The 26,922-nt window shown below is 64.1% G+C and carries 22 protein-coding genes and 1 tRNA gene; 10 read left to right on the top strand and 13 right to left on the bottom strand.

The genetic code is table 11. From position 1 onward, the window contains the following. The first annotated feature begins 459 nt into the window (after positions 1-459). The gene (locus tag K368_RS25935) at positions 460-3,213 is read left to right on the top strand and encodes a M10 family metallopeptidase C-terminal domain-containing protein (RefSeq protein ID WP_210164102.1); all 2,754 of its coding nucleotides are present in this window, start codon (positions 460-462) and stop codon (positions 3,211-3,213) included. Between the two features lie 33 nt (positions 3,214-3,246). Here K368_RS25935 and K368_RS0110015 read toward each other — a convergent pair whose 3' ends face one another. From K368_RS0110015 to K368_RS0110000, 4 genes are all read right to left on the bottom strand, one after another. Continuing rightward, positions 3,247-3,552 (bottom strand): hypothetical protein, encoded by a 306-nt coding sequence (locus K368_RS0110015; RefSeq protein WP_027172286.1) that lies wholly within the window; start codon positions 3,550-3,552, stop codon positions 3,247-3,249. Further along, positions 3,549-5,849 carry an FdhF/YdeP family oxidoreductase gene (locus tag K368_RS0110010; protein WP_027172285.1) on the bottom strand — a complete coding sequence of 767 codons (2,301 nt, stop codon included), beginning with the start codon at positions 5,847-5,849 and terminating at the stop codon, positions 3,549-3,551. Before K368_RS0110010 ends, K368_RS0110015 begins: the two co-directional genes overlap by 4 nt. Positions 5,850-6,205: 356 nt before the next feature. Further along, complete coding sequence (locus K368_RS0110005) at positions 6,206-7,294, bottom strand: quinone-dependent dihydroorotate dehydrogenase (RefSeq protein ID WP_027172284.1); 1,089 nt, start codon at positions 7,292-7,294, stop codon at positions 6,206-6,208. Next, the gene (locus tag K368_RS0110000) at positions 7,291-7,668 is read right to left on the bottom strand and encodes a DUF952 domain-containing protein (RefSeq protein ID WP_027172283.1); all 378 of its coding nucleotides are present in this window, start codon (positions 7,666-7,668) and stop codon (positions 7,291-7,293) included. The genes K368_RS0110005 and K368_RS0110000 overlap by 4 nt, the downstream gene beginning before the upstream one ends. Positions 7,669-7,872: 204 nt before the next feature. Between K368_RS0110000 and K368_RS0109995 the strand changes: the two genes are divergently transcribed. From K368_RS0109995 to K368_RS0109985, 3 genes are all read left to right on the top strand, one after another. Continuing rightward, on the top strand, positions 7,873-8,505 hold the full coding sequence (locus tag K368_RS0109995) for a helix-turn-helix transcriptional regulator (protein ID WP_027172282.1): 633 nt from the start codon (positions 7,873-7,875) through the stop codon (positions 8,503-8,505). Positions 8,506-8,601: 96 nt separating this feature from the next. After that, on the top strand, positions 8,602-9,714 hold the full coding sequence (locus tag K368_RS0109990; protein ID WP_027172281.1) for an ATP-binding protein: 1,113 nt from the start codon (positions 8,602-8,604) through the stop codon (positions 9,712-9,714). 140 nt (positions 9,715-9,854) lie between these two features. Continuing rightward, complete coding sequence (locus tag K368_RS0109985; RefSeq protein WP_027172280.1) at positions 9,855-10,844, top strand: TIM44-like domain-containing protein; 990 nt, start codon at positions 9,855-9,857, stop codon at positions 10,842-10,844. A gap of 85 nt (positions 10,845-10,929) precedes the next feature. On the opposite strand, the gene K368_RS0109980 is transcribed toward K368_RS0109985, so the two are convergent. Then, a complete protein-coding gene (locus tag K368_RS0109980) occupies positions 10,930-12,564 on the bottom strand; it encodes a peptide chain release factor 3 (protein ID WP_027172279.1) in 1,635 nt (544 codons plus the stop codon). 104 nt (positions 12,565-12,668) lie between these two features. Then, entirely contained in the window at positions 12,669-13,421 is a 753-nt protein-coding gene (locus K368_RS0109975; protein WP_027172278.1) for an SDR family oxidoreductase, read from the bottom strand. 89 nt (positions 13,422-13,510) lie between these two features. Here K368_RS0109975 and K368_RS0109970 point away from each other — a divergent pair. After that, positions 13,511-13,585, top strand: a tRNA-Gln gene (locus K368_RS0109970). 403 nt (positions 13,586-13,988) lie between these two features. Continuing rightward, positions 13,989-14,249: a hypothetical protein gene (locus tag K368_RS26565; RefSeq protein ID WP_155935077.1), complete on the top strand. Its 261-nt coding sequence runs from the start codon at positions 13,989-13,991 to the stop codon at positions 14,247-14,249. Positions 14,250-14,712: 463 nt separating this feature from the next. Here K368_RS26565 and K368_RS0109955 read toward each other — a convergent pair whose 3' ends face one another. From K368_RS0109955 to K368_RS0109945, 3 genes are all read right to left on the bottom strand, one after another. Next, positions 14,713-15,396: an HAD hydrolase-like protein gene (locus tag K368_RS0109955; protein WP_027172277.1), complete on the bottom strand. Its 684-nt coding sequence runs from the start codon at positions 15,394-15,396 to the stop codon at positions 14,713-14,715. Between the two features lie 269 nt (positions 15,397-15,665). Further along, on the bottom strand, positions 15,666-16,757 hold the full coding sequence (locus tag K368_RS0109950; protein ID WP_027172276.1) for an alkene reductase: 1,092 nt from the start codon (positions 16,755-16,757) through the stop codon (positions 15,666-15,668). Positions 16,758-16,966: 209 nt separating this feature from the next. Then, entirely contained in the window at positions 16,967-19,114 is a 2,148-nt protein-coding gene (locus K368_RS0109945) for a sodium-translocating pyrophosphatase (RefSeq protein WP_027172275.1), read from the bottom strand. 342 nt (positions 19,115-19,456) lie between these two features. On the opposite strand from K368_RS0109945, the gene K368_RS0109940 reads away from it, so the two are divergent. The 4 genes from K368_RS0109940 to K368_RS0109925 all read left to right on the top strand — a co-directional run bounded on the left by K368_RS0109940 (position 19,457) and on the right by K368_RS0109925 (position 22,235). Continuing rightward, on the top strand, positions 19,457-20,047 hold the full coding sequence (locus K368_RS0109940; RefSeq protein ID WP_027172274.1) for a DUF1285 domain-containing protein: 591 nt from the start codon (positions 19,457-19,459) through the stop codon (positions 20,045-20,047). Beyond that, entirely contained in the window at positions 20,044-20,682 is a 639-nt protein-coding gene (locus K368_RS0109935) for a CoA pyrophosphatase (protein WP_027172273.1), read from the top strand. Before K368_RS0109940 ends, K368_RS0109935 begins: the two co-directional genes overlap by 4 nt. Positions 20,683-20,715: 33 nt before the next feature. After that, positions 20,716-20,973, top strand: a complete 258-nt coding sequence (locus K368_RS0109930) for a DUF6111 family protein (protein WP_027172272.1) — start codon at positions 20,716-20,718, stop codon at positions 20,971-20,973. Between the two features lie 71 nt (positions 20,974-21,044). Beyond that, on the top strand, positions 21,045-22,235 hold the full coding sequence (locus K368_RS0109925; RefSeq protein ID WP_245259550.1) for a CCA tRNA nucleotidyltransferase: 1,191 nt from the start codon (positions 21,045-21,047) through the stop codon (positions 22,233-22,235). Positions 22,236-22,249: 14 nt separating this feature from the next. Here K368_RS0109925 and atpC read toward each other — a convergent pair whose 3' ends face one another. From atpC to atpA, 4 genes are all read right to left on the bottom strand, one after another. Continuing rightward, entirely contained in the window at positions 22,250-22,651 is a 402-nt protein-coding gene (gene atpC / locus K368_RS0109920; protein ID WP_027172270.1) for an ATP synthase F1 subunit epsilon, read from the bottom strand. Positions 22,652-22,773: 122 nt separating this feature from the next. Continuing rightward, positions 22,774-24,234, bottom strand: coding sequence for a F0F1 ATP synthase subunit beta (gene atpD / locus K368_RS0109915; protein ID WP_027172269.1), 1,461 nt, complete (start codon positions 24,232-24,234; stop codon positions 22,774-22,776). Positions 24,235-24,280: 46 nt separating this feature from the next. Further along, positions 24,281-25,156: a F0F1 ATP synthase subunit gamma gene (locus K368_RS0109910; protein WP_027172268.1), complete on the bottom strand. Its 876-nt coding sequence runs from the start codon at positions 25,154-25,156 to the stop codon at positions 24,281-24,283. A 172-nt stretch (positions 25,157-25,328) separates the two neighbouring features. Then, positions 25,329-26,858, bottom strand: coding sequence for a F0F1 ATP synthase subunit alpha (gene atpA, locus K368_RS0109905; RefSeq protein ID WP_027172267.1), 1,530 nt, complete (start codon positions 26,856-26,858; stop codon positions 25,329-25,331). Positions 26,859-26,922: the final 64 nt, after the last annotated feature.

Here is a 26,922-nt window from a genome sequence, read left to right as displayed (position 1 = left end):
ACGACCGGCGGTGCGACGCTCTATCGCGTAAAGCTGCGGTATCGAACGTCCGAATTCTGGCCGGTGGCAGACCATTTTCTTCACGGTCATCGGCGATTGTCCCGGCGCTCAATCCGGTCACTCTCGCACGTCAGGTACCTCGGCGCGAGCGAGTCTGAACCGTCACTACAACACACTTCCCGATGGGCCCCGACGATGCCAACCGTACCTCCCTCTACCCCTCAAGGGGCCGGTGTCACGATCCCGCTCTACACGCAGGTCCCGACCACCACGAGTCCCGCGACGCAGGCGCCGGATCATGTCTACCGACCCCTTTCGGAAGTGGGTCTTCAACACGGGATGTACGCCGACGTCTCGGTGGTCGGTATCGCCGGGGCCGATGGACAGGCCATTCGGTCGTCAACCAGCACAGCCTCAATCGCCCCTTCGTTGACAGTTAATAGCCCATCGGCAACCGGTATGTTTCAGGTCGATACGGGCTCCTGGGCGACCGTACTTCCCAAATCCATGGTCAAGGCCGCAATCGGGCAGGACATCGATTGGGACGCTCATCGGGAATATAAGACCGGAAGCCTCGTCTACAGCAGCGACAACAAACCAGAGGTCGGCCATTGGGTGCCTCTGGTTCTCGAATTTTCAGGCACGGGCGAGAAGACACAGACAACTGTAACCGTCCTCGTCGTAGACGATCGAAAGGATGGATCTCCCAATCCGCATATGCTCGGGATCGGCTTCAACACGGGCTTTGCCACCCATGTTGTGGGCACGACGCTCACCTCGGCCAACAATGCGGTGCTGAACGTCGACGCGATGAAGAGCGGCGACATGGCCCATAGCTACATGATCGACAGAGAGGGCCTTCATCTCGGCTGGTCGATTGCCGAACATGGTCGGGGTTGGACGGTCCAGAACCTTGAGGCTGCGCCAACCACGCCCGCGGCGGGGAGCCCACAGGACTGGCTGTTTCCGGAGGGCTCAGTGACGATCGACGGCACCGAGCACGATGGCATGAGCCTCCTGTTCGATACCGGAACAGACGCTGCCTTCATCCACTATCCGGGCCTGTCGGAGGCAGGGCATGTCCTGCCCGACGATCGCAGCATCAACATCTCGGTACCGGGAGCCCATGGTGTTACGCTGAGCTATGGCTTCGTCACGGGCGATGGCAAAAGCGATACTCCTTCTGAAGTTCACGAAAGCGCAGCCAAACACGGTCCCACCTCCTTCATGAACACCGGGGCGGGATTCTTCAGCGATCACCGCTACTTCTACGACGCGGATCGCGGCGTCACCGGCTTCAAGTCCACCGGCAGCCCGACGATGGCGCAGGAGGTCTCTTACTTAAATGGCCTGTTTCCCGACGACACAGTGACCAGCGACGCGCCCGGATTCATTCCAAACGTCGATGGAGCTACAGCGCATAAGTGGGGAGCTACGACTGCTGGAACGGGAGCAACGGTGACCTATGCTTTCGATGCCGATAGTGATTTCACAGCTATCGAACAGGAAACCCTACTGAGGGCTTTCGCATCATGGTCAAGCGTAGCGGATGTCACATTCCTTGAAGCGGCTTCTACGGATACGGCAAACGTCGTACTCAAGCGCGACGCGACACATAATTATACGGGATTTTCGGTGAACCCAGGCGAAGGGTCAACAATAGGAACCTTTAAACACGACATAACGGTCCACCTCTCTGCAGACCTATCAGGTAAGTTAGATGACAGCGGCATAGTCGGCTTTAAGCATGCCGTGCACGAAATTGGACATGCGCTAGGCCTTCATCATGGAGGGTACTATGATGGCACAGTCGATCCAAGCACACAGCAACACAGCATTTACGATGACAGACTTTATTCCGTTATGTCTTATATAAGCTGGGATCCTGAATACACTCCGAAATATTCATCAGAGTATACGGTCCATGGAACAAATTGGGGTTATACCGATGGACACCCCAGGATCGCTCCTCAAAGCTTGATGCAACTCGATATCGTGGCGATCCAGCAGCTCTACGGTGCAGCGTCCCATGAGAACACGCCGTTCACCGGGGGCCAGACGTACGGGTTCAACAGCACGATCGAGGGACCGCTGGCCAAGATCTATGATTTCTCCGTCAACGAGCAGCCGGTGGTCACCCTGTACAACCAGGGTAGTCACAACACGCTCGATCTCTCCGGCTTTCATGACGACGCCGTCATCGACCTGCGGGCTGGAGGCTTCAGCAGCGCCGGCGGATTGACCAACAATATCGCCATCGCCCAAAATACGCTGATCGAGAAGGCCGTCGGCGGCGGCGGCAAGGACACGATCACCGGCAACGATGCCGACAATGTCCTCGACGGCGGCAGCCGCGCCGACCGGATGATCGGTCTGCGCGGGGACGACACCTACATCGTCGACAACAAGGCCGATGCGATCGTCGAAGCGCGCGTGCAGGGCACCGACACGGTGCTCACCTCTGTCAGCTACAGGCTCGATGCGGGGCAATCGATCGAAGTGCTGGCTTCCAGGGATGTGGCCTTCACCGATCCGCTGAAGCTGGTGGGCAACGAACTCGATCAGACTCTCCACGGCAATGCCGGCGAGAATGTGCTGGATGGCGGCGGCGGCAAGGACAAGCTCTACGGCGGTGCGGGCGACGATTTCTATCTCGTCCACAGCCAGAACGATCGGGTCTTCGAGTCGGGGACAGGCCGGGACACGGTCGTGGCCTTTTCGAACTATGCGCTCGCCGACGGCCAGGCGATCGAGGTCCTGAAGCTTGGTATCGCGACCGGGACGGCGGGGCTCGACCTGACAGGTAACGAGGTCTCCAACATTCTTCGTGGCAACAGCGGCAGAAACACTCTCGACGGCGGTCTTGGTGCCGACGCGCTCAGGGGGCTGGGAGGCTCGGATACGTTCGTCTTCTCCAGCGCTATTGGTCAGGGGAATGTCGATCGCATCACCGATTTCACTGTCGGTGACGACGTGATCCAACTGGACCACGCCATTTTTGCCGCCCTGAGCCCCGGAAGTCTGCGCGCGAGTGCGTTCAAGGATCTCGGGGAGCCGAATGCCACGCTCGATGCCAATGACCGCATTCTCTACAATCACGACACGGGTGCGCTGTCCTACGACGCGGATGGCAGCGGGGCAGGCCATGCCGTGCGGATCGCCGTACTGACCAACAAAGCCGATCTCGGCTTCCACGACATCTTGGTGGTGTGAGCCGCTGAGGCGGCGAGGCCCGGCTTCGCCGCCTCAGCCGTGCAGGTGATCCAGGATGGCGAGGCCCGCCGGGGTCGCCTCGTAGCGTGTCCTTTGGGTACGCTGGTTCCGCTCGGTGATCGCCATAAGCTCCGCTTCCGCCGACAGGGTCTCCACGGCGCGCAGGACGAGCGCATGCTCGACACCGAAGATCCGCGCGAAGCTGCGGCTGTCGGCGGCGAGCTTCAGGTGCAGCCCCGCAAGTAGCCCGGCCTCCAGGGTGGAGAGGCCGGGCTGGAGGTCGGCGATGGACTCGGTGACGGCGAGAAAGGTCTCGGCGTCGGCAGGTGGCTCGCTCACGCGGCTGCCGCCGGGCGGCGGATCGAGACCATCACCGATTTCGAGGTCGGGGTGTCGCTCTCCTTGCCGAAGGACGACAGGGGAACGAGGACGTTGAGCTCCGGATAGTAGCCGGCGAGACTCCCACGCGGCATGTCGAACGGCACGAGTCGGAAGCCTTCGGCCACCCGCACGACGCCATCGTCATGGGTGCCGACGATGTCCACCCGATCGCCGGCGACGGCCCGGATCTCGGCGAGATCGTCGGGATGGGCGAACAGCACCTGCCGCTCGCCGTAGACCCCACGATAGCGGTCGTCGAGGCCGTAGACGGTGGTGTTGTACTGATCGTGGCTGCGGAAGGTCTGGAGCACGAAGGTGTCGCCCATCGCCCTGGCCTGCTGATGCTCGGTCGCCTCGGGCAGCGGCTCGGCCGAAAGGTTCGCCTTGCCATTCGCTGTCTCGAAGTTGCGCTCGGCGGCGAGGTTGCGCAGCATGAAGCCGCGCGGACGGCGGACGCGGGCGTTGTAGCCGGCAAAGCCAGGAATGGTCCGCTCGATCAGCGCACGGATGCCGTCGTAATCATCGGCGAGAGCCGCCCAATCGACCTTGTCCGAACCGACGGTGGCCGCCGCCATCCCGGCGATGATCGCGATCTCGGAGCGCAGTTCCGGCGAGGCGGGCTTGTTGATGCCGCCCGAGCCGTGGACCATGCTCATGGAATCCTCGACCGTGACAATCTGGATCTTGCCCTTGGAATTCCGGTCGATCTCGGTGCGGCCGATGCATGGCAGCAGGTAGGCGACGCGGCCAGGCACGAGGTGCGAGTGATTGAGCTTCGTGGCGATGTGGACGGTGAGTTCGCAGGAGGCGAGCGCCTTGGCCACCAGCGCCGTATCCGGCGTGGCGCGGGCGAAGTTGCCGCCGAGCCCGATGAAGGCCTTCGACGAGCCGTCGAGCATGGCGCCGATGGCGCCGATGACGTTGTGACCGTGCTTGCGCGGGGCAACGAATCCGATCTCGCGCTCCAGAGCGTCGAGCAGCGCTGCAGGCGGCTTCTCGTTGATGCCCACCGTGCGGTCGCCCTGCACGTTGGAATGGCCGCGCACGGGGCAAAGGCCGGCGCCGGGACGGCCGATGTTGCCGCGTAGGAGCATGACGTTGGTCATCTCGCGGATGGTGGCCACCGAATGCTTGTGCTGGGTGACGCCCATCGCCCAGGTACAGATGACCTTGTCGGCGCCGAGATAGACTTCCGCCGCCACCTCGATATCGGCGCGGGAGAGGCCGGACTGGTCCTCGATCGCCTCCCAGCTCGTGGCTTCCACGATGGCGCGGTAGGCCTCGTGGCCCTCGGCGTGGTGGCTGAGGAAGGCACGATCCAGAACGGATGGACGGCCAGCGGCGAGAGCCGCGTCGTCTGCGGCGAAGACCACCTTGGCGATGCCGCGGAACGCAGCCATGTCGCCGCCCGGACGCGGCTGGTAATAGTGGCTCGCCACCGGAGCGCTGGCGCCGCGCAGCATCTCCACCGTGTTCTGCGGGTCTGCGAAGCGCTCGAGGCCGCGCTCGCGCACGGGATTGAACACTACAACGCGGGCGCCGCGGGTGGCCGCCTTGCGCAGGTCGCCGAGCATGCGCGGATGGTTGGTGCCGGGGTTCTGGCCAACCACGAAGATCGCGTCCGCCTTCTCGAAATCTTCGAGCAGGACAGTGCCCTTGCCGATGCCGATGGCCGCCTGGAGCGCGATGCCGCTGGCCTCGTGGCACATGTTGGAGCAGTCGGGGAAATTGTTGGTGCCGTAGAGCCGTGCGAACAGCTGGTAGACATAGGCGGCCTCGTTGGAGGCGCGACCGGACGTGTAGAACTCGGCCCGGTCCGGGCTGTCGAGGCCGCGCAGGGTGGCGCCGATCTCGGCAAAGGCGTCGTCCCAGCTGACCGGCAGATAGCGGTCGCTGCCTGCGTCGTACCGCATCGGATGCGTCAGGCGGCCCTCGCCTTCGAGCGCGTAGTCGGTCCAGCCGCGCAGCTCCGACACGGTGTGCCGGGCAAAGAACTTCGGCAGCGTGCGCTTGTCGGTCGCCTCCCACGAGACGGCCTTCACGCCGTTCTCGCAGAACTCGAATGACGAGCCGTGCGCCGGATCACCCCACGCACAGCCGGGGCAATCGAACCCGTCCGGCTGGTTGGCCTTGAGCATGGCGCGGGCCCCGGAGAGCGGGGCGCGGCTGCTCAACAGGTGCTTGCCGCAGCTCTTCAACGCGCCCCAACCGCCGGCGGCGGAGGAACGCTTGGGGGACGCGACCGGGTGATCCATGAACGATCCTGGTTCGGCAAAAGATGAACGGGACAGTGCCGTCACAGGGCGAGGCCACCGTCGATGCCATCAGCGATATCGCACCGCACAAGGGTCACTCAATCAGGAGTAAACGCGGGCCAGTCATGCGCCTGCGGACATGGCTTGGCACGAAACCGAGCAGTTTTACGAAGTTCTAAACTCACCCCCGATCTCAGCGCAGGATTCGCATGCGAATGGCGCCGGGATCGGACTTGCCGATTTCCTCGAACGCCGGTCTCAGCCTAGCGTCCATCGCAACGCGGGATCATGTCTCGCCACGCCCTTGAGGTCTGTTCCTCGCATGGTCGGACGAGGGCGCGCCGGGCCGCCCTCGCCTACGCCGCGCCGAGGCCGAGCTTGGCCAAGGTAGCGGCGTCGCGCCCGACGAGGGCGGACAGGTCGCCGACACCTTCCGTAGCGAGCTTGCGCAGCAGGCCAGATTTGATCGTGCCGACGAGGCCGGGACCAGCATAGACCAGGGCCGAGTAGAGTTGCAGCAGGCTCGCTCCAGCGCGGATCTTGGTCCAGGCCGCCTCGGCGGAATCGATCCCGCCGACGCCGATGAGCGGGATGGTGCCGCCGACACGCAGGTAGGTCTCCGCGAGGAGGCGGGTCGCCGGGGCGAACAGGGGGCGGCCGGAGAGGCCGCCGGTCTCCGTCGCAAGGGAGGCTTCGGAGAGACTGGCCGGCCGCGCGATGGTGGTGTTGGAGACGACGAGTCCCTGCACCTTGCGGCGCAAGGCGGTGGCGACGATGGAATCGAGGGCTTCGAGCGAGATGTCGGGGGCGATCTTGAGCAGGATCGCGGTCTCGGGCGAGGCCTTGTCGCGGGCCTCGACCACCCGGCCGAGGAGATCATCGAGAAAGGCTTCGCCCTGGAGGTCGCGCAGGCCGGGGGTGTTGGGCGAGGAGACGTTGACCGTGACGAAGGCGACGTGAGGCGCCAGCGCCGTGGTGCAAGTCACGTAATCGGCGATCCTGTCGGTCGAATCCTTATTGGCCCCGATGTTGATGCCTACAAGACCGGCGCGGCCGCTTCGGGCCGCGAGGCGACCGCGCACGACGTCGAGCCCCTCGCTGTTGAGGCCGAAGCGGTTGATGACGGCGCCGTCGGCGCTCAAGCGGAATACGCGCGGGCGCGGGTTGCCGCCCTGCGGCTTCGGCACCACCCCGCCGACTTCCACGAAGCCGAACCCGAGGCCGAGCAGCGCATCGGGCACCTGCGCGCCTTTGTCGAACCCCGCCGCGAGACCGACAGGGTTGGGGAACTGGCGGCCGAAGACGGTGACCGCGAGCCTCGAATCATCAGGGGCCGGCTTTCGCGGGGGCAGGAGTTCCAGCCCACGCAAGGTGAGGTTGTGCGCCGTCTCGGCGTCGAGTCCGTGCAGGATCGGCTTGGCGAGGGGAAAGAGAGCGCCGATCATACCGATGCTCCGGTTGCGGGGCTGGCGGACGAGATAAGGTCGGCGGGAAACACATGCCGGCCGTCCGGCCCGATCGGAAGCTCGGTCACGCATATGACGGCATCGAGGGGCAGATCGCCGTAGAGATGGGGGAACAGCGCCCCGCCGCGGGAGGGCTCGTAGCGTAGGGCCTCGCCCAGCGCCTCGGCCTCGATGCCGATGAGAAGGAGATCGGAGACACCCGCGAAGTGCCGGGCGGCCGTTTCAGCCACCTGGTCGGCGGTGGAGAAATGGATGAACCCGTCAGCCCTGTCGACGGGCGCACCCGCGAACCGCCCTGATTCCTCCGCCTCGCGCCAGAGGGCGCGCGGGCATATCTTGTAGATCACTGGCATCGCGCGTTGCCTTCCGGTTCGACGGCTCACGCGATAGAACGGGTCGGCATCCGTCGCAACCACGATCGGTCACTACCTCAAGTCGTCCGTTACGAGTTTTTACACCTTCAGGATAATGACGGCGTGCCGTTGCTTCCAGCGTATTTTAGTTCTACTTTCCTAAAGCTAGGCTGGATGTCTTAGCCCTTCTGATCGAGTCTCGCCATGCTGTCCCACGAGCAGATCTGGACCGCGATCGACCGCCTCGCGGAACGCCACGGCTTCTCGGCCTCCGGTCTCGCACGCCGTGCGGGCCTCGACGCCACGAGCTTCAATCGCTCGAAGCGGATCGGGCCGGATGGGCGCAAGCGCTGGCCCTCCACCGAATCCGTGTCGAAGGTGCTCGCGGCCACCAACGCGACGCTCGACGATTTCCTTCGCCTCATCGAGCCGAGGGACGGCATGCCGCGCGCCATGGTGCCGCTGATCGGCATGACCCAGGCCGGTGCGGGCCGGCTCTTCACCGAGGAAGGGATGCCCACGGGCGGCCCGGGCTGGGAGGAGATCGAGTTTCCCGATCTCGGCGAGGACCGCGCCTTCGCCCTCGAAGTGCAGGGCGATTCCATGGAGCCGCTATACCGCGACGGCGACGTGCTGATCGTCTCACCCACCGCCAGCGTCCGCAAGGGCGACCGCGTGGTGGTGCGGCTGTCGAGCGGTGAGGTGCTGGCCAAGGAGCTGCGCCGAAAGACAGCCCGGACCATCGAGTTGCTCTCGCTCAACCCGAACCACCCCGAACGCATCGTCCAGGTAGCAGAGATCGCCTGGATCGCCCGGGTGATGTGGGTGCGGCAATAACGATCGCCGGGAGCCGCCGTGCCAAATGGTTCTGGCGCCCGTGTCCGACGCGACTCACGCTGGAGCCCGTTTCGCTCCGACAGGCCTGGATAGAGCATGGCGTTGCATGATCAGGACCGCGAACCGGACGATCCTCCAGGCCGGGGCATCGATTTTCGCTCGGCTCTCGATGCCAGTGCCGTACCGGCCCTGCTGATCGACCCGGCGACGGCGAAAATCGTCCTGGCCAATCCTGCCTTCGCCCTTCTCAGCGGACATGAGACCGGCGATCTCGCCGGACGCGACGTGCACCTCCTTCTGGGAGCCAATACCGACAAGGAAGCCCGCGCCGCCTTCGCGGCGGCCCTCGCGGGGACGCGGCCCGAGGGAATCGAGGTGCTGGCCTGGCGCCGGAACGGCTCGACCTTCTGGGCCGAGGTCTTCGCGGTGCCCCTGCCCGATACCGATCTTCTCCTCGCGCAGCTGATCGACGTGACTCGGCGGAGGGACGCGGAAGGGGCGCTGGCTTTGTCCCGGCAACGCGAGGCGCTGGGGTTGCTCACCAACAGCGTCGCCCACGAATTCAACAACTTCCTGCAGATCCTAATCGGCTACATCGACGGGCTGAAGCGGCGTCTCGGCGACCGGGAAGAACCCTTCATCCAGCGTGCCATCACCCGGTCCACCGATGCCGTGGAGCGGGCGACGATCCTGACACGGCAATTGCTGACCTTCTCGCGGCGGATCGCGCCGGATGTCCGCCCCGTCGACATGAATGCCCTCATCACCGCTTTTGCCGCACGCATGCAGACGACGCTCCCCCCCGGAGTGACGTTGACGGTCCACACTGCGCCGGACTTGCCCAACGGCCTCACCAACCCGACCCAGGTGGATCTCGCCCTTTTCCACATCCTCGCCAATGCTTGCGAGGCGATGCCGGCCGGCGGCAGCATCGAGATCGCGAGCTTTCCGGTGCCGCCGAGCGATCCGGCCATCCGCCGGCAGGGAGACGGCGCCGTCGGCATCTCGGTGCGCGATACTGGACACGGGATGACGCCGGAGATGGCCGCGCGGGCGCTGGCTCCCTTCATCACCACTCGCGAGGCCGGGCGCGGCGCCGGGCTCGCCATCGTCCATGGCCTGGTGAAGCGCCAGAACGGCACGGTCGCCCTCGACAGCAAGCCCGGCGAGGGCACATCCGTCCGAATGATCTTCCCGGCCGCTGGCTGAGGCATTTCGCGCTCTTGCCAGCTTCGGCTGAAGAACAAAAGCGGTGCCGCACACGGACTAAAACTCTTAGGCGGACGTCACCATATGAAGATCCGGCATTCCCGCCGGAACTCTCTCAGACTTCGTTCAGAGGCGTATTCATGTTCATCCCCTCCACGCGTCGCACCCGCGCCGCGACCGTCTTCGCGCTTGCCGCGATGCTGGCCGTTGCTGCGCCCGTTGCCGAGGCCCGTCCAGGCGGCGGCGGTGGCATGGGCTCGCGCGGCTCGAAGACCTTTAACGCGCCCTCGTCCACGAACACCGCACCGAGCGCCGCGCCGATCCAGCGCTCGCAGACGCAGCCCGGCTCGACCATGGGCAATCCCGGCATGACGAGCGCCGCCACGCAGCGTCCCCGCTTCGGTGGCGGCTTCATGGCCGGTCTCCTTGGCGCGGGCTTGCTCGGGGCGCTCCTCGGCGGCGGCTTCTTCGGTGGACTCGGTGGCATCGCCTCGATGATCGGCCTCCTGCTGCAGGTCGGCCTCATCGTGATGATCGTCGCCTTCGCGGTGCGCTGGTTCCGCCGTCGCCAGGGCAATCCGGCTCCCGCCGGCATGGCCCGCTCCAGCTTGTCGGGCAACTCCAACCCGCCTGGCTATGGTTCCACGCCCGGCACAGGCTCTGGCTCCGCCATGGGTACCGGTCCGGCCATGGGGGCGGCCCCGCGCGGCGCATCTCAGCCGACCATCGGCAAGGTCGATATCGGCCCCGGCGATTTCCAGAGCTTTGAGATCGCGCTCAACGACGTCCAGGCGGCCTATGGCCGTGGCGACGTCGCTGCTTTGCGCAACCTCGCGACGCCGGAAATGGCAGGTTACTTCGCCGACGAACTGCGCGGCAACGAATCCCGTGGGGTCGTCAACCGGATCTCGAACGTGAAGCTTCTTCAGGGCGACCTGTCGGAATCATGGAGCGAGGGCCGGATGGAATACGCCACCGTGGCGATGCGCTACGCCATCACCGACGTGACGATTGACCTCCGGACCAACCAGACCGTGGAGACCGGCGAGCCGGAAGCCTTGGAGCTGTGGACCTTCGTGCGCGAGCGCGGCGGACGCTGGATACTCTCGGCGATCCAGCAGGGTCGCTGACCGCCTCAACGACATCGGTTGAATCAGAGAAGGGCCGCGCGGACAAAACCGCGCGGCCCTTTTTGCATGATGTCTCCGCCCAGGCTCAAACGGCGCGCTTCTGGTAATCCTTGATGTCGGTGAACCGCACTTTCGGCGCGCGCTCCTCCTCGTAGCGGAGGGAGAAAGCGGTGGTCGCCATGAAGACGGGCGCCCCATCGAGGTCGCTCGCCATGGCCGAGCCATGCGTGCCGATAAATGCATCGAGATCGGTTTCCGCATCCGATTCGATCCAGCGGCAGATCGAGAAGCGCGTCGGCTCGTAATCGATGGGCAGGCCGTACTCGGCCTGGAGCCGCTCCTTCAGCACGTCGAGCTGCAGCGCGCCGACGACACCGACGATTGCCTGCGAGCCGTCATGCGGACGGAACACCTGGACCACGCCCTCCTCGCCCATCTGCTGAAGCGCTTCTCGCAGCTTCTTGGCCTTCATCGCGTCGGTGAGCTTGATCCGGCGCAGGATTTCGGGGGCGAAGCTCGGCACGCCGCGGAACACGATCTCCTCGCCCTCGGTGAGCGTGTCGCCGATGCGCAGGGTGCCGTGGTTCGGTATGCCGACTACATCGCCAGCGAAGGCCTCGTCGGCGATGGCGCGGTCCTGCGCGAAGAAGAATTGCGGTGCGGAGAGCGACATCGGCTTGCCAGTGCGCACGAGCTTCGCCTTCATTCCGCGGCTGAGCCTGCCCGAGCAGACCCGCATGAAGGCGATGCGGTCACGGTGGTTGGGGTCCATGTTCGCCTGGATCTTGAACACGAAGCCCGTCATCTTCGGCTCGGTCGGCTCCACCAGGCGCTTGTCGCAATCCTGCCCGCGCGGGGGCGGCGCGAAGCGGGCGAGCCCATCAATGAGGTCGCGCACGCCGAAATTGCGCAGGGCCGAGCCGAAGAAGACCGGCGTGAGGTGCCCCTCGCGAAACGCCTCGAGATCGAAGCGCTTCAACCCGGATTCGGCGAGTTCCGCCTCCTCGCGCCACGTTGCCACCTCACCCTGTTCCGTCAGAAGCTGGTCGAAGAGCGGATCGTCCACGCCGGATACGGGTACCGTGCCGGCGTCGTCGGCGGCATCGAGCCGGCGGACACGGCCGTTGCCAAGGTCGTAGGTGCCGGCAAAGCTCCGCCCGCGGCCAATGGGCCAGGTGACCGGCGCGACGTCCAGGGCCAGGGTCTTCTCGATCTCGTCGAGGAGTTCGAACGGGTCGCGCGCCTCGCGGTCGAGCTTGTTGATGAAGGTGACGATGGGGATGTCGCGCAGGCGGCAGACCTCGAACAGCTTGCGCGTACGCGCCTCGATGCCCTTGGCGGCATCGATCACCATCACCGCCGAATCGACAGCCGTCAGGGTCCGGTAGGTATCCTCGGAGAAGTCCTCGTGCCCGGGCGTATCAAGGAGGTTGAAGACGCAGTCGCCATATTCGAAGGTCATCACCGAAGTGACCACTGAGATGCCGCGCTCCTTCTCGATGCCCATCCAGTCGGATCGGGTCGAGACGCGATTGCGCTTGGCCTTGACCTCTCCGGCGAGCTGGATCGCGCCACCGAACAGGAGCAGCTTCTCGGTAAGCGTCGTCTTGCCCGCATCCGGGTGAGAGATGATCGCGAAGGTTCGGCGGCGGGCAACGGGATCCTTCGCCCTGTCGGCCTCCTTGCTGGTCGCGTCCTTGGGTTCTGTCTGCATCAACATTGCGGGCGGTTGCTTCTCTCATCCGCCGGGGCGGGTTTGGCTGTACGGGTCGGACGCGTGTCCCGTCTGTAATGCGAACGGGGAGACGGCGAAAGCGCGGGGCCTCAACCCCTACCGATATAGGGCATCTTCGTCGCCATCACGGTCATGAACTGAACGTTCGCGTCGAGGGGCAATCCAGCCATGTAGACCACCGCATCCGCCACGTGACGGGCATCCATCACCGGCTCGACCTTCAGCGATCCATCGGGCTGGCGGATGCCCGCCGCCATCGGCTTCGTCATGTCGGTCTCGGCATTGCCGATATCGATCTGCCCACAGGCAATGTCGTGATCGCGCCCGTCGAGGGAGGTGGACCGGGTCAGACCGGTGATCGCGTGTTTCGTCGCCGTATAAGGCGCCGAGTTCGGGCGCGGCACCTGAGCCGAGATCGAGCCGTTGTTGATGATCCGGCCGCCGCGCGGGCGCTGTGCCTTCATCATCCGGAAGGCACCTTGCGTGCAGAGGAACGCGCCGGTGAGATTGACGTCCACCACAGCCTGCCACTGCGCCAGGGTCAGCTCCTCCAGCGGCACGGACGGCGCGAACAGACCGGCATTGTTGAACAGCAGGTCGAGGCGTCCGAACCGTGCCTTCACCTCCGCGTAGAGATATTCGACAGCTGCGGCATCACCGACATCGGTCTCCACCGGCAAGGCCTCGACCCCGAGCGCACGCACGTCATCCGCGACCTCATCGAGAGGCCCCCGTCGACGCCCGGCCAGAGCCAGATCGAACCCGGCTCGCGCAAGCCCGAGCGACACCGCCCGGCCGATCCCGGACCCCGCCCCGGTGACGATCGCGATCCGCTTCGACATGCGCGCTCTCCATTTCCTGGTCGGCCCGAGCGAACAGGCTGTTGCAACGGGCCGACGCGGCGTCTAGACAACGCGCGGCCTTGCGTCGATGGGGCGTCGCCAAGTGGTAAGGCAGCGGTTTTTGGTACCGCCATTCGGAGGTTCGAATCCTCCCGCCCCAGCCATCCACGCAGACGGGCCAGTTGGCGGACGGACAAGACTGTCAGTCACAATCCCGGCGCGGAATGTGGGTGGCAATGTTCGCCTTTCATCAATTGAGATGACATTCTCACAAAACGAATTCGATATTTATATTAACTATATATATAATTATTTTGTAGTGATATTATCACTTACATAATAATTACAATTCCACTTATTCCAATCAAAATAATTAATTATTCGATTTTGATCGTATAGATGAAATTAAACAGATTCCAGAAACATCGCAGCTTATCTCGTACAAGTAAAATTTCGTTGACGAGCAACGATGATGGGTCCGGCCCTCAGAAAAGTTTCCTGTATGCTTTAAGATACAGACAACGATCCCTACCGCTTGTGTGGCAGAATAAGCCCGAGACGGGACGAGTGAATTCATTGATCCATATTAAAAACGGAATTTTTTTGCTTGTTTGGCATTTTAAAGCGGATATCGTCGCGGTGTTTCGCCAGCCAACGACAGCAATATGTGAGTTCGCCATGGTGCCCGCCGCTTTCACAGCCGGCCTCGGAGTCGGCCTTTCGTTTCTTCTCGGCCCCAATATCGGAGCCATCGCACTGGTTCCGGTGCTCGTCCTATGCATGACCCGCCTCTTCGGCGAGCGGATTATTCGTATGATGGAAGATTGAGGGGCAACCTCGCGGCACAAGCATCCTCGATATCGATTTCGTACGCTCGAAGGGCTTGCTGCCGGCGCGATAGATGACGCGTTGGCCGGGGCGTAGAAGCTGTTCGAAGACCGATGCCGGAACTCGGGATCGCGGACATATGGTCCGGATGGTGCCGGTTCAGTTAACTCGCCTTGTCATCATGCTGGTGAAGGCGACCGATGAAGTCGGCGAAAACCTCCGACGTCTCGGCTTGATCGTCGAGTCGATAGGCTGCTCGCAATCCACCGATCAGGCTCTCCACCGTCCGTCTCCCAGGCGAACGACGCTTCGCCGCGATGTGGTTGTCCGCACTGCGAACGCCTACATCCTCGGCGCTGGAAGAACACTGAACTGGCATCGCGTATACCCGTTGTCGCAGACGGTATCGCAGGTTTGCGCGTCGCGCCGGCCTTGGGCACTGCATCGAGCCCGACCTCCCTGTTCATGATGGACCTTCATACAAGTTCGATGCCGCCGAGGCCGATCCCCGGAATTCCGTCGAGCAGACCACCTCAGAGATATGGCCAGGATGCTCGAAAACAGCGTCCGGTCGCCCGGCGACCAATGCATCGTGTCGCGTGTATCCCCATGATACGGCTCCGAAATCGCAACCGGCCACCCTGGCTGCATCGTGATCGCGCAGTTCATCGCCGATATAGATGACGCTTCCGCGCGCGCCGGCCTTTCGCATGACCGCCGTCAGTCGCCTAGCCTTCCCGAACATCGATGCGCCGCAGGCATAGTGACGGAAGCGAGCGGCACAGGGCCCCAGGACGCAGCGGATATTGGCCTCGCTGTTCGAGCTGACAATGGCGAGGGTGATCCCGGCCTCATCGAGACTGCGAAGCATGTCGCGGATGCCTGGAAACAGCGTGATCGCATCGATATCGCGAGCCGCAAGGCTGTGCATGTGCCGGGTGATGAAAGGCAGCTTCCATGCAGGCACGCCGAGTTCGCGAATGAGGGCGCGGGCGGAAAGACCGCGAAGCGCCTCGGTCTCGGCGGGATCGATCTGTCGGAAGCAGTAGCGACGGGCAACTCCGTTGATGACGCTGCAGAACCAAGGGAAGGTATCGGCGAGCGTTCCGTCGAAATCAAAGACGACAAGCCCGAAAGATCTCCGCATTACACAAGCAACTCATACAAGAAGAGTCGTCGCCCGGCCCGCGCCCGAAGACGAAATTCGCCATCACGATGCCCGCTCCGGGTCACCGCGTCGGCATCGAGACCGCCGATGCGCCCACACGACGACTTTGACACCCGAACCGTCGATGGGTCCGCATGATCCATGCGGTCGTTCCACTCCTTCGGGGAAGGACCGACGAGAGGTATCGGCCGAAGGATCGATTATCTCCTTCGAGCCGATTGTTTCACAAGTCGAGCGGTTTTGGGAAATCAGGCCGCGTGCGACTCGGTGAGCGTCGGGTAGTCGATATAGCCCTCCGGCCCCTGGCTGTACCACGTCGCCTGCACGTCCTTCTGCAGAGGAGCATGCGTCGCGACCCGCTCGACGAGATCGGGATTGGCGATGAAGGGCCGGCCGAAGGCGATTGCGTCGGCCTTGTCCTCGGCGAGGGTGGCCTCGGCGGCGGCGGGATCGTAATCCGAATTGAGGATCAGCGGCCCGTCGAAAGCCTGTCTGATCACGGGCGCCACCGGCGGGTGGTTCGGCTTGCCGAAAGTGCCGGCGGGGCCGGGCTCGCGCAGTTCGAGGAAGGCGATACCGATCTTGGAGAGAGCGGCGGCGGCGGCACCGAACAGGGCGTCCGGGTTCGAATCGTCCACGCCCTGGATCTGGCCGTTCGGCGACAGGCGCACGCCGGTGCGGTCCTTCCCGATGGCGCCGGCCACGGTCTGCGTCACCTCCGTCAGCAGGCGGATACGGTTCTCGATGCAGCCGCCGTAGCGGTCGTCGCGGTGATTGGTGTTGTCGCGGAGGAACTGGTCGATGAGGTAGCCATTCGCCGCATGGATCTGCACGCCATCGAAACCGGCGGCGATCGCATTGCATGCGGCACGCTCATAATCCGCCAGGAGGCGCGGGATCTCGTCGATCGGCAGAGCGCGGGCTTCGGCATAGGGCTGCTTGCCCTCGTAGGTATGGGCCTCATCGGGCGCGGTAGTGGCGGAGGACGAGATCGGGGCCTTGCCGCCGTTGAAGCTCGGATGCACCACGCGTCCCATATGCCAGAGCTGGCAGACGATCCTGCCACCGGCGTCATGGACCGCCTTCACCACGGGCTTCCACTCTTCGACCTGCTCATCGGACCAGATTCCAGGCGCGAAGGGCCAGCCCAGGCCTTCCTGGCTGATGCCCGTCGCCTCCGTGAGGATCACGCCCGCGCCGGCGCGCTGGGTATAATACTCGATCATGATCGGGGTTGGGACATGCTCCCTGGTGGCGCGGCCACGGGTGAGAGGCGCCATGAAGATGCGGTTCTTGGCGTCGATCGCGCCGATGCGGATCGGATCGTTCAGTGAGGGCATGAAGATCTCTCGTCAGACTACGACAATGGAGGCACGACCATTTCGGGCATACCTTCGATGTCCGTAGTTATGGCGCATACGAGAGACGGTCAGGGGGAACGAGAGTGCGGTGCGGCGCCAATTGTGCGGCGCCGCACGCGACGGCCTGGAGCATCGGTTCGGTGCGGGAGATCGGAATGATGCCTCAGGCGACGGCGAGAATACGATCTTCAGAGGTGAGCGAGCACCGCGAGCAGCAGCAGGGCGATGATGTTCGTAATCTTGATCGCGGGATTCACGGCGGGACCCGCCGTGTCCTTGTAGGGGTCGCCGACGGTATCGCCGGTCACCGCCGCCTTGTGCGCATCGGAACCCTTACCGCCGTGGTGACCGTCCTCGATGTATTTCTTGGCGTTGTCCCAGGCGCCGCCGCCGGACGTCATCGAGATCGCTACGTAGAGGCCGGTGAGGATCACACCGAGCAGCGACGCGCCCACGGTGGCGAAGGCCTGGTTCTTACCGGCGATCGCCTGGATCGCGAAGAACAGCACGATGGGCGACAGAACCGGCAGAAGCGAGGGGAGGATCATTTCCTTGATCGCTGCGCGGGTGAGCATATCGACGGCCCGCCCATAATCCGGACGGTCCGTGCCCGCCATGATGCCGGGCTTCTCACGAAACTGCCGCCGCACCTCCTCGACCACGGCACCGGCAGCGCGGCCCACCGCCGTCATCGCCATGCCGCCGAACAGGAACGGGATCAGGCCGCCGAGAAGCAGGCCGACGACGACGTAGGGGTTCGACAGAGAGAAATCGACGGTGACGCCCTGGAAAAAGCGGTACTGCGTCGGGCTCGCATTGGCGATGAAGTAGTCCAGATCGCTGGTATAGGCGGCAAACAGCACTAGGGCACCGAGGCCCGCCGAACCAATCGCGTAACCCTTGGTGACAGCCTTCGTGGTGTTGCCGACGGCATCGAGCGCGTCGGTGGACTTACGGACCTCCGGCGGCAGCCCGGCCATCTCCGCGATACCGCCGGCATTGTCGGTGACGGGGCCGAACGCGTCGAGGGCGACGATGAAGCCGGCGAGCGCCAGCATGGCGGAAACGGCGATGGCGATGCCGAAGAGGCCCGCCAGGGAGTAAGTGGAGATGATGCCCGCCACGATGACCAATGCCGGCAGGGCCGTCGATTCGAGCGAGATCGCCAGCCCCTGGATCACGTTGGTGCCGTGGCCGGTGACGGAGGCGTCGGCGATCGACTTCACAGGGCGGAAATTGGTGCCTGTATAGTATTCGGTGATCACCACAATAAGCGCGGTGATGACGAGGCCGATCACGGCGCAGCCGAACAGGCCGCCGGAGGTGAAGGTGACTCCGGCATTGGTCTTGAACTCGGTGGCGAACCCGCCGAACAGCGCAAAATTGACCAGCGCTATGGCGACAATGGAGAGCGCGCCGGCGGTGATGAGGCCCTTGTAGAGCGCCCCCATGATCGACTGGTTGGACCCAAGGCGCACGGCATAGGTGCCAGCGATGGAGGTGAGGATACAGGCCGAGCCGATGGCGAGCGGATAAAGCAGCATCGCCTCCAACACGTTGCGGCCGCCGACATCGGTCTGGCCGGCGAAGAAAATCGCCGCGAGCACCATGGTGGCGACGACCGTCACCGCGTAGGTCTCGAACAGATCGGCGGCCATCCCGGCGCAGTCACCGACATTGTCGCCCACATTGTCGGCGATGGTGGCGGGGTTTCGCGGATCGTCCTCCGGAATCCCGGCCTCGACCTTGCCGACGAGATCGCCGCCCACATCGGCACCCTTCGTGAAGATGCCGCCGCCGAGACGGGCGAAGATCGAGATCAGTGAAGCGCCGAAGCCGAGCGCCACCAGGGAATCGATGACCTCGCGGCTGGCGGGCGCAAGGCCCGATACGCGTGTGAGGAACGTGTAGTAGAGCGCGACCCCGAGGAGGGCGAGACCGGCCACGAACATGCCAGTGACGGCGCCGGATTTGAACGCGACGTCGAGCCCCGCGCCGAGGGAAGTCGAGGCCGCCTGTGCCGTGCGGACGTTGGCGCGAACCGACACGTTCATGCCGATGAAGCCGGCCGCTCCCGAAAGCACTGCGCCGATGAGGAAGCCGATGGCGACCTTGAACCCGAGGAAATAGGCGAGCGCCACGAACAGGACCACGCCGACGATGCCAATGGTGGCGTATTGCCGGCGCAGATAAGCCTGCGCCCCTTCCGCGATCGCTCCGGCGATCTCCTGCATCCGCTGGGTGCCGGCGTCGCGTTTCATCACGTCGTTGATCGTAATGATCCCGTAGGCGACGGCACACAGCCCCCCCAGGATGATAAGCAACAATGCGGTCATTCTACCGTCCTTGCGTTGTTATCGTGATGACGAAGCTCGGCTGGCTGGCCGTGGGACGAGGCGCTTGATGCGTTTTAGGCATTCCCTCCCTGGGATGCCTGCTCTGAGTGCCAAACTTCCGAGGCAAGAGCAAATCCTGCCGAGCTATTTTTCCAATGAATATTTTTGCATTGCAAAAATCGCTAAGCGTTTGATTGAAATCGTTCGTATTCGCATGTGTTCGCATACATGCCGAAGCAGGATGCAGCGCAACGAAACTTCATGCGTCGACATACGCTTCGGCATGGATTCCCAAACAGGGGGCAGTTTCAAAATTATCGAAACGCGCTATTTCCTGACACCATGACTCAGTCGGAACAGCAGAAACCGGACCCGGCTCTCGCCCGGTTGAGCTTGGCGCTCGACGGGATACCCCAACGCGGGTTGCCGCCGGTGGAACGTTGGAACCCGCCCTATTGCGGGGAAATCGACATGCGGATCGCTGCGGACGGAACCTGGTTCCACAACGGCTCGCCGATCCGCCGACCGGCCCTGGTGAAGCTGTTCTCATCCATCCTCCGGCGGGAGCCCGATGGCCGTATCGTCCTAGTCACGCCGGTGGAGAGCGTGGGCATCGTCGTAGACGATGCGCCTTTCATTGCGGTGGAAATGGCAGCAGAGGGAGAGGGCGAAGACCGCCGCATCGCGTTCCGAACCAATGTCGACGATCTCGTTACCGTCGATGCCGACCATGCACTTCGCTTCGAGGAAGGCGACGACGAAGGCTTGCGTCCCTATGTTCATGTGCGCCGCGGCCTCTGGGCGCTCCTCACCCGCGCCACGACCTACGACCTTCTGGCGCTGGGAGAGGAACGCTTGGTCGACGGCGTCTCTTGGTTCGGCATTGCTGGCGGCGGCAGCTTTCACACCGTCGCCCGCAGCGAAGGCGCATGAGTTTCGACGCGCTGTCCGAACTGCTCGTGAGAGCCGAACGGGGCCTCTCCCCGACTCCACCCAAAGCCGACGACCCGATCTCCAACCCGCACGGCGACCACGACCTCGATCCGATCGGCATTGCGATGCGTCCGGGAAGGCCATATCGGCCAGCGGCGGTGCTAGTCCCCGTGATCGTCAGGGACACGGAACTCTCCGTGCTTTTCACCGTCAGGGCCTCCCACCTGCGCGACCATTCCGGCCAGATCGCCTTTCCCGGCGGCAAGATCGAACCTTCCGACAGGAGCCCGGCCGATGCTGCCCTTCGCGAGGCCCGGGAAGAGATCGGGCTTCACCGAGACGATATCCGTATACTCGGCTATCTCGACCCCTATCTATCGGCCACGGGCTTCCTCGTGGTGCCGGTGGTGGGGCTCTGTGCGGGACAGGCACAGCTCGATCTCGATCCGGCCGAGGTGGCGGACGTATTCGAAGTCCCGCTCGCTCGCCTGATGGACCCAGTTCGCCGCCGCCTCGGCGTCGGAGTCTGGCAGGATCGCCCGCGTCGCTACTACGCGATCCCTTTCGGGGACCGCATGATCTGGGGTGTGACGGCAGGGATCGTGAACAATCTCCACGAACGCCTGTTTCCGTGACATGACGGCCTTCCAACACGCCGCGAAAGCCACATGATCCGTCGCCTCTTCGAAGAAGCCCTTATCTTCCTGCTGCCCTTCGTGCTGTTCAGCCTCTATCTCGCAATCAGGGGCCGCAACCCGCGCCGCGGCGCCCATTGGGAAGGATCGGTGTTCCGCCTGACCATGGGCGGGCTCGTTCTGGTGATTTTGTCCCTCGTCATCGTCGGGTTGACCAGCGACAAGCATCGCGGCGGCTACGTTCCGCCGAGGATCGAGAACGGCCAAGTCGTTCCGGGCCATTTCCAGTGACGAGCCGCGATCTTCATCGGGACGGGCTCGAAGCCCTTCTCGCAGATCCGGCCGTCTCACACGTGCTTGTCGTGCTGAAAGCGGACGGGGAGGAAACCCGGATCGTCGGAGGCTCCGTTCGCGATGCCCTGCTTGGACGGGTCGGGTCCGACATCGATCTCGCCACCACTCTGCTGCCCGAGGATGTGATGCGGCTGGCGACGGCCGCCTCCTTGAGGGCGGTCCCCACTGGGATCGAGCATGGAACGGTGACGATCCTGTTCGACGGTCGGACGTTCGAGGTGACGACCCTGCGGGAAGACGTCGAGACCGACGGGCGCCACGCCCTGGTGAAATTCGGACGCGATTTCGCCCGCGATGCCGAGCGCCGTGACTTCACCATCAACGCCCTGTCTCTGAGCGCGGACGGCGCATTCCACGACACGACGGGAGGTGAAGCGGATCTTCGCGGGGGCCGCGTGCGCTTCATCGGCGATGCGGCGACACGCGTCCGCGAGGATGCCTTGCGCATCCTGCGCTTCTTCCGCTTCCATGCCCGCTATGGCATCGGAGCACCTGATGAGGACGGCTTGCGGGCAACGACCGATGCGGGGGAGGCCCTCGACGGACTGTCGCGCGAACGGGTCCGTTCGGAGTTCCTGAAGCTCCTGGACACGCCCGGCGTCATCGAAGCCGTCATTGAGATGCGGAGGGCCGGCCTCCTGTCGCGCATAATCCAAGGGAAAGGTTATCTCGATCGTCTGAAACGAGCCGTATCGGGCACGAATCGCACCTCACCGCTGAAGCCTGTCGCAAGGCTCGCCACACTGGCCGTCGATTCCGACGCCGATACCGAGCGACTGAGATCGTCGCTACGATTATCGAACGAGGAGCACGCCTGTCTTCAGGCCTATGCGGCGGCAAGACGGGCGATCGGACGTCTGCCCGTCATTGCGGCCTCCGATACGCTCCGACTTGTCGCGACACAGGATCTGGAGAGTTTGAGGCTGGCCATCGCCGTGATGGACGACCACCAAAAAAATCAGATCGACGCGGAGGCGCGCTCGGTATTGCAGCAGTTTCTCGACGGCACCCAACCCGTGCCCGTCTTTCCTCTGAGCGGAAGCGACCTCGTCACGGCAGGCATCCCGCCGGGCCGCTCGGTCGGTCAGGGTCTGGCTGAGAGCCATGCCCTCTGGCTGGAACGGGGATGCACGTCCGGTGAGGAGGAGCGCGCCCTCCTCCTCAATCACGCTGTCACCATCGCCCGCTCGAAAGCCTGAGCGCGGCGAGGAAGTCAGAAGTTGAGGGCGACCTTAGCGTCCTGAAGCTGAACGATCTGACCGGTGATCTCGTCCTTCTTGGCGAAATCCTCGGTGGCGTCGCGCTGCAGTTCGAGGGTGGCGATATCCTTGTCGAGAGAATCGGGCGTGATCTCCTCGAACGGGTTCGCACGCTCGGCGATGACCGTAACCATCGTCGGTCCGATATCGGCGAAACCGCCGCGCACCAGCACGCGCTTGCCAGCATGGCCGGCCTCGTTGATGACGATGACACCGACCTTGAGGGCGGTGAGCACCGGAGCATGACCAGGCAGCACGGTCATCTCGCCCTCGACGCCGGGGAGCTGCACGGCCTCGATCTGACCGGAATAGACCGTCCGCTCGGGGCCGACGAAATCGAACTGGAAAGTGGCCATGGCGAGGGAAATCCCGCTTCGGGTTGTCGTGGTGGAAAAGCGGCGCGGTCCCGAGAAGGCCGCGCCGTGATTGTCAGGTCAAGCCGTTCGCCGAATAGGCGAACGGCCCTGCCTTCGATGGATCAGGCCGCGGCCGCGATCTTCTTCGCCTTCTCCTTGGCGTCCTCGATCGTGCCGACCATGTAGAACGCCGCCTCCGGCAGGTCGTCATAATCGCCGTTCACGAGGCCCTTGAAGCCCTTGATCGTGTCGGCCAACGGGACCTGGATGCCAGGCGAGCCGGTGAAGATCTCGGCCACCGAGAAGGGCTGCGAGAAGAAGCGCTCGATCTTGCGGGCGCGGGCGACAGTCAGCTTGTCCTCTTCCGAGAGCTCATCCATGCCCAAGATCGCGATGATGTCCTGAAGGGCCTTGTAGCGCTGCAAGGTCTGTTGGACGCGGCGGGCGACATCATAATGCTCCTCGCCGAGAACGGCGGGATTGAGCATGCGCGAGGTCGAGTCCAGCGGATCCACAGCCGGGTAGATGCCCTTTTCAGCGATGGAGCGCGAGAGCACCGTGGTGGCGTCCAAGTGGGCGAACGAGGCGGCGGGTGCCGGATCGGTCAAATCGTCGGCCGGTACGTAGATGGCCTGCACGGAGGTGATCGAGCCCTTCGTGGTGGTGGTGATGCGCTCCTGCAGGGCGCCCATATCCGTGGCCAGCGTCGGCTGGTAGCCCACGGCCGAGGGGATGCGGCCGAGCAGCGCCGACACTTCCGAGCCGGCCTGGGTGAAGCGGAAGATGTTGTCCACGAAGAACAGCACGTCCTGGCCCTGGTCGCGGAAATCTTCCGCGATGGTGAGGCCGGTCAGCGCCACGCGCGAGCGGGCCCCGGGGGACTCGTTCATCTGGCCGTATACCAGCGCGCACTTGGAGCCTTCGGCCGAGCCGTTGTTCTCCTTGGGGTCCATGTTGACCTTGGACTCGATCATCTCGTGATAGAGATCGTTGCCCTCGCGGGTGCGCTCACCAACGCCGGCGAACACGGAGTAGCCCGAGTGCACCTTGGCGATGTTGTTGATGAGCTCCATGATCAGCACGGTCTTGCCGACGCCGGCGCCGCCGAACAGGCCGATCTTGCCGCCCTTGGCGTAGGGGGCGAGGAGATCGACCACCTTGATGCCGGTGACGAGGATCTGCGACTCGGTGGACTGCTCGGCGTAGGATGGTGCGGGCTGGTGGATGGCGCGCAGGGTCTCGGAGACGATCGGGCCGGCCTCGTCGATCGGCTCGCCGATGACGTTCATGATGCGGCCGAGGGTGTTGAAGCCGACCGGCACCTTGATGGCCTCGCCGGTGTCGGTGACTTCCTGGCCGCGCACGAGGCCTTCCGACGTATCCATGGCGACGCAGCGTACGGTGCTCTCCCCAAGCTGCATGGCAACTTCGAGGACGAGGCGATTGCCATTGTTCTTGGTCTCGAGGGCGTTCAGGATCTCGGGCAGGTGGCCGTCGAAGTGAACGTCGACCACGGGGCCGATGACCTGAGTGATCTTGCCGACCTTGTTGGAGCCGGCGCCGGGGAGAGCGGTGTTCGCCATGTTACGGGTCCTTCGAAAATGTTACGGTCAGGGCGACGGGGAGCGCTTAGAGCGCTTCGGCACCCGAGATGATTTCGATAAGTTCCTTGGTGATCATGGCTTGACGCGTACGGTTGTAGATCTGCGTCTGCTTCTTGATCATCTCGCCGGCGTTACGCGTAGCGGAATCCATGGCACCTGTGCGTGCGCCCTGTTCGGAGGCGGCGTTCTCGAGAAGCGCGCGGAACACCTGGACGGTGAGGTTGCGCGGCAGGAGCGTGTCGAGGATCGCCTCCTCGCTCGGCTCGAATTCTAGAGCGGCGTCGGGAACGCTGTCGCCGGCCTCGGGGAGCTCAGCGGGAATGAGCTTCTGGGCGGTCGGCACCTGGGCGATGACGGAGCGGAAGCGGGAGTAGAACAGCGTCGCCACGTCGAACTCGCCGGCTTCGAAGCGGGCGATGATGCTGGCGGCGATCTCGGCGGCGAAGTCGTAATCCACCGGCTTGTTGCCGCGCAGATCCCGATTCTCGATGATCTCGTCGCGGAACTGGCGACGCATCAGGTCGTAGCCCTTCTTGCCGACCGTGATGATCTTGACGGTCTTGCCCTCGGCCTTGAGGCCACGGATGTGCTCGCGGGCCAGACGGACGATCGACGAGTTGAAACCACCGCAGAGGCCGCGATCGGCCGTGCAGACCACGAGGAGGTGAATCTTGTCCGAGCCGGTGCCGGAGAGAAGTTTCGGTCCCTGGACGCCACCGATGAGGTTCGCGGCGAGGTTGCCGAGCACCTGGGACATCTTCTCGGCATAGGGGCGTGCGTTCTCTGCCGCATTCTGGGCCCGCCGCAGCTTGGCCGCAGCGACCATCTGCATCGCCTTGGTGATTTTCTGCGTGCCCTTCACCGAAGCGATGCGGTTACGCAGATCCTTCAAACTCGCCATGGGTGTCTTCCAGATCCGTGCCGTTCGACGTGGGCGCCTCTCCTCCCCCTTGTGGGGAGAAGCCGGAGGTGGGGGTGGTGCCGAAAAGGTCGCGCCATGTCCGGCGCCACCCCCACCCCTACTCCTCCCCCAAGTGGGAGAGGGAAGGAGCCTTGTTCGGCCCTCGAGGTGGTTACGCCAGCGACTTGGCGACGCTCTCGACGACGCCCTTCAGTGTCTTGGCGCTGTCGTCGGACAGGTCCTTCGAGTCGCGGATCTTACCGAGCAGGTCGGCATGCTTGGTGCGCAGGGTCGAGAGCAGGGCGTCCTCGAACGGACGGACCTTCGAGACCGGGAGGCTGTCGAGGTAGCCGTTGACGCCGGCATAAATCACCGCGACCTGCTCTTCCATCTTCAGCGGCGAGAATTGCGGCTGCTTCAGGAGCTCGGTGAGGCGCGAGCCGCGGTTCAGGAGCTTCTGGGTCGAAGCATCGAGATCGGAGCCGAACTGCGCGAAGGCAGCCATCTCGCGGTACTGGGCGAGCTCGCCCTTGATCTTACCGGCGACCTTCTTCATCGCCTTCGTCTGGGCGGAGGAGCCCACGCGGGAGACCGAGAGGCCGACGTTCACCGCCGGGCGGATACCCTGGTAGAACAGGTCGGTCTCAAGGAAGATCTGACCGTCGGTGATCGAGATCACGTTGGTGGGGATGTAGGCCGAGACGTCGTTGGCCTGGGTCTCGATGACCGGAAGCGCGGTCAGCGAGCCGTTGCCGGCGGCGTCACCCATCTTGGCGGCGCGCTCAAGCAGGCGCGAGTGAAGGTAGAACACGTCACCAGGATAGGCCTCGCGGCCAGGCGGGCGGCGCAGCAACAGCGACATCTGGCGGTAGGCCACGGCCTGCTTGGAGAGATCGTCGTACACGATCACGGCGTGCATGCCGTTGTCGCGGAAATACTCGCCCATGGCGCAGCCGGCGAAGGGGGCGATGAACTGCATCGGCGCCGCGTCGGAAGCGGTAGCGGCAATGACGATGGAGTATTCCAGAGCGCCGTTGTCCTCGAGGGACTTCACGAACTGCGCCACGGTGGAACGCTTCTGGCCGATGGCGACGTAGACGCAGTAGAGCTTGGCGTTCTCGTCGGTGCCCGCATGGGCCGGCTTCTGGTTGAGGATGGTATCGAGCGCGATGGCGGTCTTGCCGGTCTGACGATCGCCGATGATGAGCTCGCGCTGACCGCGGCCGACGGGGATCAGGGCGTCGATGGCCTTGAGGCCGGTGGCCATCGGCTCATGCACCGACTTGCGCGGGATGATTCCGGGAGCCTTCACGTCGACGCGACGACGCTCGGTGGTGGCGATGGGGCCCTTGCCGTCGATGGGGTTGCCCAGAGCGTCGACGACGCGGCCGAGAAGCGCCTTGCCCACCGGCACGTCCACGATGGCGCCGGTGCGCTTGACGGTCTGGCCTTCCTTGATGTCGCGATCGGATCCGAAGATCACGATGCCGACGTTGTCCTGCTCAAGATTGAGGGCCATGCCGCGCACGCCCGACTCGAACTCGACCATCTCGCCGGCCTGGACGCTGTCGAGGCCGTAGGCGCGAGCAATGCCGTCACCGACGGAGAGTACCTGGCCTACCTCGGTGACTTCGGCGTCCTGGCCGAAATTCTTGATCTGTTCTTTCAGGATCGCGGAGATCTCGGCAGCGCGGATGTCCATCGTCTGGCCTCTTTAAATTCGGAACGAAGTTGCTGTGGAGAAAACGGGAGCGGTCGTGCGCCGG

The sequence above is a fragment of the Methylobacterium sp. 10 genome (assembly GCF_000519085.1).
Taxonomy (GTDB): domain Bacteria; phylum Pseudomonadota; class Alphaproteobacteria; order Rhizobiales; family Beijerinckiaceae; genus Methylobacterium.
This window is presented reverse-complemented; position numbering and strand designations above follow the sequence as displayed.

Excerpts from the sequence above, each read along its gene's own strand:
- K368_RS25935 (WP_210164102.1), top strand. The coding sequence starts at position 460 with ATGTTTCAGGTCGATACGGGCTCCTGGGCGACCGTACTTCCCAAATCC.
- K368_RS0110010 (WP_027172285.1), bottom strand. The coding sequence starts at position 5,849 with ATGGATCACCCGGTCGCGTCCCCCAAGCGTTCCTCCGCCGCCGGCGGT.
- K368_RS0110005 (WP_027172284.1), bottom strand. The coding sequence starts at position 7,294 with ATGATCGGCGCTCTCTTTCCCCTCGCCAAGCCGATCCTGCACGGACTC.
- K368_RS0110000 (WP_027172283.1), bottom strand. The coding sequence starts at position 7,668 with ATGCCAGTGATCTACAAGATATGCCCGCGCGCCCTCTGGCGCGAGGCG.
- K368_RS0109995 (WP_027172282.1), top strand. The coding sequence starts at position 7,873 with ATGCTGTCCCACGAGCAGATCTGGACCGCGATCGACCGCCTCGCGGAA.
- K368_RS0109990 (WP_027172281.1), top strand. The coding sequence starts at position 8,602 with ATGGCGTTGCATGATCAGGACCGCGAACCGGACGATCCTCCAGGCCGG.
- K368_RS0109985 (WP_027172280.1), top strand. The coding sequence starts at position 9,855 with ATGTTCATCCCCTCCACGCGTCGCACCCGCGCCGCGACCGTCTTCGCG.
- K368_RS0109980 (WP_027172279.1), bottom strand. The coding sequence starts at position 12,564 with ATGTTGATGCAGACAGAACCCAAGGACGCGACCAGCAAGGAGGCCGAC.
- K368_RS0109975 (WP_027172278.1), bottom strand. The coding sequence starts at position 13,421 with ATGTCGAAGCGGATCGCGATCGTCACCGGGGCGGGGTCCGGGATCGGC.
- K368_RS0109955 (WP_027172277.1), bottom strand. The coding sequence starts at position 15,396 with ATGCGGAGATCTTTCGGGCTTGTCGTCTTTGATTTCGACGGAACGCTC.
- K368_RS0109950 (WP_027172276.1), bottom strand. The coding sequence starts at position 16,757 with ATGCCCTCACTGAACGATCCGATCCGCATCGGCGCGATCGACGCCAAG.
- K368_RS0109945 (WP_027172275.1), bottom strand. The coding sequence starts at position 19,114 with ATGACCGCATTGTTGCTTATCATCCTGGGGGGGCTGTGTGCCGTCGCC.
- K368_RS0109940 (WP_027172274.1), top strand. The coding sequence starts at position 19,457 with ATGACTCAGTCGGAACAGCAGAAACCGGACCCGGCTCTCGCCCGGTTG.
- K368_RS0109935 (WP_027172273.1), top strand. The coding sequence starts at position 20,044 with ATGAGTTTCGACGCGCTGTCCGAACTGCTCGTGAGAGCCGAACGGGGC.
- K368_RS0109930 (WP_027172272.1), top strand. The coding sequence starts at position 20,716 with ATGATCCGTCGCCTCTTCGAAGAAGCCCTTATCTTCCTGCTGCCCTTC.
- atpC (WP_027172270.1), bottom strand. The coding sequence starts at position 22,651 with ATGGCCACTTTCCAGTTCGATTTCGTCGGCCCCGAGCGGACGGTCTAT.
- atpD (WP_027172269.1), bottom strand. The coding sequence starts at position 24,234 with ATGGCGAACACCGCTCTCCCCGGCGCCGGCTCCAACAAGGTCGGCAAG.
- K368_RS0109910 (WP_027172268.1), bottom strand. The coding sequence starts at position 25,156 with ATGGCGAGTTTGAAGGATCTGCGTAACCGCATCGCTTCGGTGAAGGGC.
- atpA (WP_027172267.1), bottom strand. The coding sequence starts at position 26,858 with ATGGACATCCGCGCTGCCGAGATCTCCGCGATCCTGAAAGAACAGATC.